General features: G+C 33.8%; 7 protein-coding genes and 1 pseudogene. 6 read left to right on the top strand and 2 right to left on the bottom strand.

All coding sequences use genetic code 11. The features are described from left to right. Positions 1-100: IS3 family transposase (locus tag ACIQ56_RS13195; protein ID WP_397599331.1), on the top strand; the 100-nt coding region annotated here is incomplete at its 5' end. 110 nt (positions 101-210) lie between these two features. Here the strand turns inward: ACIQ56_RS13195 and ACIQ56_RS13190 are convergent. Next, on the bottom strand, positions 211-447 hold the full coding sequence (locus ACIQ56_RS13190) for a hypothetical protein (protein ID WP_397601517.1): 237 nt from the start codon (positions 445-447) through the stop codon (positions 211-213). Positions 448-731: 284 nt separating this feature from the next. Further along, entirely contained in the window at positions 732-1,442 is a 711-nt protein-coding gene (gene udk, locus ACIQ56_RS13185) for a uridine kinase (protein WP_397601516.1), read from the bottom strand. A gap of 256 nt (positions 1,443-1,698) precedes the next feature. Here udk and ACIQ56_RS13180 point away from each other — a divergent pair, with 256 nt between their 5' ends. The 5 genes and pseudogenes from ACIQ56_RS13180 to ACIQ56_RS13160 all read left to right on the top strand — a co-directional run. Then, positions 1,699-2,100 (top strand): cobalamin B12-binding domain-containing protein, encoded by a 402-nt coding sequence (locus ACIQ56_RS13180; protein ID WP_153421572.1) that lies wholly within the window; start codon positions 1,699-1,701, stop codon positions 2,098-2,100. A 5-nt stretch (positions 2,101-2,105) separates the two neighbouring features. After that, positions 2,106-3,662, top strand: a complete 1,557-nt coding sequence (locus ACIQ56_RS13175) for an acyl-CoA carboxylase subunit beta (RefSeq protein ID WP_397601515.1) — start codon at positions 2,106-2,108, stop codon at positions 3,660-3,662. Between the two features lie 44 nt (positions 3,663-3,706). Beyond that, positions 3,707-5,077, top strand: a pseudogene (gene accC / locus ACIQ56_RS13170) (acetyl-CoA carboxylase biotin carboxylase subunit); the annotation flags it as partial. A gap of 192 nt (positions 5,078-5,269) precedes the next feature. Continuing rightward, a complete protein-coding gene (locus ACIQ56_RS13165; RefSeq protein ID WP_397601514.1) occupies positions 5,270-5,833 on the top strand; it encodes a biotin/lipoyl-containing protein in 564 nt (187 codons plus the stop codon). Positions 5,834-5,837: 4 nt separating this feature from the next. Next, positions 5,838-6,528: ArgK/MeaB family GTPase (locus ACIQ56_RS13160; protein ID WP_397601513.1), on the top strand; the 691-nt coding region annotated here is incomplete at its 3' end.

Below are 6,528 nucleotides of genomic sequence, written 5' to 3'. Positions count from 1 at the left end.
AGTCATAGAATATATAGAGGTGTTTTATAATCGAATTCGTGCTCATTCTGCCCTTGATTATCATGCACCTTTAGAATATGAAGAAAATTATGAAATTTAATAGTCCACTTTTCGGGGATCATACCAGTTGAAATATTTTATTTTACAATAAATATGTTAATTTAAAGTATGAATACATATTTTTTAGTTAACAAAATTTTTGAAATAAACTTAATGTAAATTTCGATAATCAACTCCTAATTTAACCCTTTGTTTTAATTCAGTTTTAATGTTTTTATAAATTCTAAAAGCGATTTCTTTGTCGTCGAAACATTCTTGACTTAAAGTCTGATCTTCAAATAAGCACTCGCATTTAAAATAATCATAAAAATAATTAAGTTGAAAAGTAGTTAAATTTTTTATTGAAAATATTGGATCAGAATATAATTTATTCAATAAGTATTCCACTCATTTCTCCTTTGTAATGAATATCTGTGTTGTTTATAAAATAATTATAACAAATGATTATGATAAACGAAATATTAAATTCAGTAATAAAAACACATGTTATTGGGTGTGTTTTTATCCTCTTCATAAATAGATTAAATGGTAGGTAAATACTTTTCAAGAAAAGTGATTATAAAAACTATCTTTCAAGACAAATTTGTCTTCAGATATTAAGGGCTAGTTTTCAAAAATATTATTTTAATTTAATTATTATAAATTTTTAGATTTAAGTAGGTGATGAAAAATTATAAAACCAATATTTCTTTAATAATTTTTATAGACAGATCTTCAATTACATGTTCAAAAGATTGCTCACCAGAAACAACTTGATCTGCTTTTGATTTTCCAGGTTCAACATAAATATTATGCATCGGACTTACTGTTGAATTAAATTGATTATGAACGGACTCGGGTGTTCTGCCTCTTTCACGAACATCACGTTTTAATCTTCTCTCAAATCTAACTTTCTCAGAAGCATCAATGAAAACTTTGTGATTAATTCTTTTTTCTGTATCATTGTCAGAAAAGAGAAGCACACCTTCTAAAATGACAATTGGCTTTGGAGTAGCAAATTGATTTCCGATCATGCGGCTATGTTTTGAAAAGTCATAAAGAGGAAGTGTCACATTTTTCCCAAGAGACAATTCGTCAAGATGGGATACTAGCAAGGGAAACTCTATAATGTCAGGATGATCAAAATTTATTTTTTCCCTTTGATCAAAAGATAAATGGCTTAAGTCTTTGTAATAGGCGTCTTGACTAATATGCAGAACAAGCTCAGATCCAAGATATTTTACAAGCTGTTTGCAAAACGTCGTTTTACCACTTCCTGATCCACCGCAAACACCAATTACATAAGGTTGTCTATAGCCTCTATCTCCATTGCTAATGATTCCTTTGGCTTCTCGGACTTTATAGTCTAAAGAGTGCAGTTTATAAGCGTGTTTGTGCCACATTTTTTGACATCCTATTTAGGCGAGACTTATTCAAAACAGCAATCAATTAGCTTTTATTATCATTCATTGCAAGTCTCCTTTTCAAAATGTTGCAAAAATAATTGCAGTAACTACACTAGCCCCTTGTAATCTGCTTTTGCGTTTTTAATACAGGGAATTTTAATTTATGATAAAAACATTTTATCCTTCAACAAAATTCTTCCCCACATTTTATGCAAGTGATGAATTAAACTCAGGTTCTCATGTTTTGGGAGGAATTTCGTTTTCTAAGATTCCAAGAGTTCTCATCGCAAAGTGTGGTTTAGATGGCCACGATAGAGGAGCAAAATATATTGCCAAGGCTCTTCGAGATGCAGGTATGGAAGTTATTTATACTGGTGTTCGGCAATCGACAGAAGATGTAGCACAGACAGCTATACAGGAGGATGTTGATATTGTTGGATTATCATTATTGTCTGGAGCTCATAATACTCTATTTCCTAAACTTATAGAGGCTCTAAAAAGTAAGGGAGGTGGCGACATTCCTGTTTTTGGAGGTGGAGTAATCCCAAATTCAGATATTCCTTATTTAAAATCCCTTGGGGTTAGAGCCATATTCACTCCGGGAACAACCGTTCAAGATGTCATTATAGAAATTAAAAAAATACTTGAAGGATAAATAAAATGACAATTAGCACTGAAAAAGCAATTCATAAACTTAAGGAAGAGCGTTGGAAAGCATTTGAAGGTGGAGGTCAAAAAAGAGTCGACTCTCATCACGAAAAAGGGAAAATGACGGCTCGAGAGCGTATTCAAGAATTATTAGATCCGAATTCATTTGTAGAACTAGATACTTTTGTTACTCACAATTGCAATCAATTTGGAATGGAAAAACAAAAGTTTTTAGGAGATGGCGTCATTACAGGTTACGGATGTATTGCTGGGAGGACGGTTTATATTTTTGCTCAAGATTTCACTATTTTTGGGGGATCTTTAGGAGAAATGCATGCCAAAAAAATCTGTAAAGTGATGGATCTTGCTATTCAAAATGGGACGCCAATAATTGGATTAAATGATAGTGGTGGGGCACGAATTCAAGAAGGAGTTTCGAGTCTTGGTGGTTATGCAGATATTTTTTATCGTAACACTTTAGCTAGTGGTGTGATTCCTCAAATAAGTGCAATTTTAGGGCCCTGTGCTGGTGGTGCTGTATATTCTCCCGCAATCACAGATTTTATCATTATGACCCAAAGCACTTCCCATATGTTTATTACGGGACCCGATGTGATTAAAACAGTAACAGGAGAAGATGTCGATTTTGAATCTTTGGGTGGTGCAGATACCCACCATGTGAAAAGTGGCGTTGCCGATGCCTCTTGTGCGGATGAATACGAAACCATTTCATTTCTTAAAAAACTACTTTCTTACATTCCACAAAATAATTTAGAGACCCCACCTTCGTTACCTTGTACAGATTCTGCAGATAGAGCAGATATCGAATTAAATTCGATTATTCCAGATAATCCAAATCAACCATACAATATGCGTGAAATTATTAAACGTGTATGCGACTTGGAATCTTTTTTAGAGTTACAACCTAATTATGCAAAAAATATGATTATAGGGTTTGCTAGACTTAATGGAAGTTCTGTTGGTATTGTAGCAAATGATCCTATGAATTTAGCGGGTGTTTTAGACATAAATGCAAGTATTAAAGCAGCGCGGTTTGTTCGTTTTTGTGATGCCTTTAATATTCCTTTAATTGTTTTTACAGATGTTCCAGGATTTTTACCAGGAACAGAACAAGAGTGGCGTGGAATTATTAAACATGGTGCAAAGTTACTTTATGCATTTTGTGAAGCAACAGTTCCTCGATTTACCGTAATCACACGTAAAGCATATGGTGGTGCTTATGACGTAATGAACTCAAAACATATTGGTGCAGATTACAATATTGCTTGGCCAAGTGCCGAAATTGCAGTGATGGGTCCAGAAGGTGCTTGTAATATTATTTTCAAAAATGAAATAGCAAATGCTCCTAATCCTGAAAATAAAAGAAAAGAATTAATTCAAAATTATAGGGACACATTTGCAAATCCTTACGTAACAGCACAAAAAGGATTTATTGATGATGTCATTGAACCAAAATTAACTCGTAAGCTATTAATAACTGCTTTAATAGTAAATAAAAATAAAAGAAAATCTTTACCAAAAAGGAAACATGGTAACATTCCGCTATAAAAAATAATTAAATTCAATTTCTTTTTTGCGATGGGATAATCCTAATGATACAAGATCAATTCTTACCTCTTATTCATAAGCCTTTTAAAAAAGTATTAATTGCAAATCGTGGCGAAATTGGTGTTCGCATCATTCGAGCTTGCCGTGACCTTGGTCTTTCTCCTTTAGCAGTCTATTCAACAGCAGATCTTCATTCTAGGCATGTTGCTATGGCGGACGCAGCCTTATGCATTGGGGGTGGACCTAGTAATGAAAGTTATTTAAACATTGGAAATATAATGAAGGCGGCAAAAGAGCTTGGCGCAGAAGCTATTCATCCTGGATTTGGTTTTTTATCTGAAAGTGCTGAGTTTGCCAACGAAGTATTAAAAGCTGGCATTGTTTGGGTAGGGCCTTCTCCAAATGCCATTCACTCCATGGGTGATAAAACATTGGCAAAGCGTAAAGTAACAGAAGCGGGTGTCCCTTGTAGTCCTGGTAAAAATGAACCCTTAAAAGATTTAAAAGATCTTCAAGATATTGTTCATCAAGTAGGGTATCCCATGATTTTAAAGGCGGCTGCAGGTGGTGGTGGTAGAGGAATGCGTGTAGTTCGGGCGGACTCCGAACTTGCTAATGCATTTGAGTCTTGTCAAAGAGAAGCATTAAGTTACTTTGGCAATCCAGATGTTTTTTGTGAAAAATATATTGAACATCCAAGACATGTAGAATTTCAAATTATGGCTGATTCTCATGGAAATACGGTTCATTTATTTGAACGTGATTGCACAATACAAAGAAGACATCAAAAATTAATTGAAGAAGCTCCTTCTAGTTACATAAGTGAAGAAACACGTCATAAAATGGGAGAAATTGCAGTAAGAGCAGCGCAAAGTGTTGGTTATGTAAATGCAGGCACTGTTGAATTTATTTTAGAATCCCCAACTAAATTTTATTTTATGGAAATGAATACTCGCATTCAGGTAGAGCATCCTGTTACGGAAGTGATTACAGGGGTCGATTTATTACAAACACAGCTAAAAGTAGCAATGGGCGAAAAATTAACATTTACTCAAAAAGATTTACCCATTCGAGGTTGGGCTTTTGAAGCTCGAATTAATTCTGAAGATCCTTATAATGGTTTTAGACCAGATCCTGGCGTAATTAAAGAATTAGAATTTCCTTCTGGTCCTGGAATTCGAGTAGATTCACATATTTATTCTAAATATAAAATTCCTGAGTTTTATGATTCGATGATTGCAAAATTAATTGTCCATGGAACTTCTAGAAATGATGCTTTAAATAAAATGGCGAGAGCTTTAAGTGAATTTTATATAGAAGGAATACAGACAACAATCCCTTTTCATCAAGCATTAATCGAATTTCCTGCTTTTCGTGAAGGTAAATATACCACTCGTTTTATTGAAGAAAATGAGCATTTATTAGAAGACTCCGAAAAAACAAGAAAAGATTTAACGGAACAAGAAGCTATAGTCGTTGCTATTAAAATCATGGAAAAAAAATCAAAATTAGAAGCGACATCTACCGCTGAATTTCAGCAACCTGAATCTTGGGCAAGAGCTTATCGTTTGGAAAGCACAAAAAGATAAGCAAAAGGAGTTTGTTAAATGAAGATAAATGTTCAAAAAAACAAGGATTCCAAAAATTATCAAATAGAAATTCCCTCGACAGTAGATTTAAATCATCTTTCTAAGGGAGAACTATTTCCTGTTTATTTAATAGATCAAAAAAATATTGTAAAAGAAGTAAAAGCTTGTTTACTTGCAGATGGCAGAAGTTTTTTAATTGAAAATAAAATTGTACGATTTAACGAAACATTTATTAGTAAAAAAAATGAGATTTATCGTATTGGAATTGGGAACAATGGTCTTGTTTCTCAAAATCAAGTCACTGCAAACATTGTGCGGCCTGTAAAACCAAGGCAATCCGCTGCGAATTTAGGTGGCGGTGATATTAAGTCTCCTATGACGGGTAAAATTATTTCTATTTTAGTAAAAAACAATACAAAAATTAAAGAAGGTGACACTTTAATTATTATTGAAGCAATGAAAATGGAAAATAGAATTGTTGCTGAATGTGACGGGCTAGTTACGAATGTAAAAATTAATCCTGGAGTGAGTGTTGCTGCTGGAGACTTATTATTTAGTATTACCCCTGAAGTACAAGGTTAAAATAATGAAGATAAAGCAGTCCATAGATCTTGAATCACTTGTAAATTATCTCTCTGGAAAAACTTGTTTAGAAAATGTAGACCTATGGCATTCAAGAATGAGAGCACTAAGTAAGGCAATTAGTTTTGTAGAGAATGACCCAATGCTCGCTCCAAAATTATTATCTCATCCTGGAATTCGTACCGATGATAACGTAACAAAAACAAGAGTTATTGGAATTACAGGATTGCCGGGTGCAGGAAAGTCTACCTTAACAAATTTATTTATTAAAGAATTAAGGGAACAAGGAAAAACGGTTGCCGTATTTGCAGTAGATCCTTCTTCTACATTATCTGGTGGTGCTATTTTAGGGGATCGTATTCGAATGCAAGATCACTTTCGTGATCCCATGGTTTATATTCGCTCAATGGGATCACGAGGTGCTTTGGGAGGTGTGGCTAGAGCAACACGAAGCGCCATTCGTTTAGCTACTGTTTTAGATTTCGATTATATTTTAGTGGAAACCGTTGGAATAGGTCAAAGTGAAAGTGAAATTACAAATATTGCAGATTCCACTATTCTCGTTTTATTGCCAAATAGCGGCGATGAAATACAATTAATGAAAGCGGGAATTTTACAACTAGCAACAATATATGTCATTAATAAATGTGATTTAGCAGATCCTTCGCGCATGATTCAAGAAATCAAAGAAAATA

The sequence above is a fragment of the Silvanigrella sp. genome, assembly GCF_044369315.1.
GTDB lineage: Bacteria > Bdellovibrionota_B > Oligoflexia > Silvanigrellales > Silvanigrellaceae > Silvanigrella.
The sequence above is the reverse complement of the archived record's forward strand: the minus strand, read 5'-3'. Positions and strand labels throughout refer to the sequence as shown.

Excerpts from the sequence above, each read along its gene's own strand:
- udk (WP_397601516.1), bottom strand. The coding sequence starts at position 1,442 with ATGTGGCACAAACACGCTTATAAACTGCACTCTTTAGACTATAAAGTC.
- ACIQ56_RS13175 (WP_397601515.1), top strand. The coding sequence starts at position 2,106 with ATGACAATTAGCACTGAAAAAGCAATTCATAAACTTAAGGAAGAGCGT.
- ACIQ56_RS13165 (WP_397601514.1), top strand. The coding sequence starts at position 5,270 with ATGAAGATAAATGTTCAAAAAAACAAGGATTCCAAAAATTATCAAATA.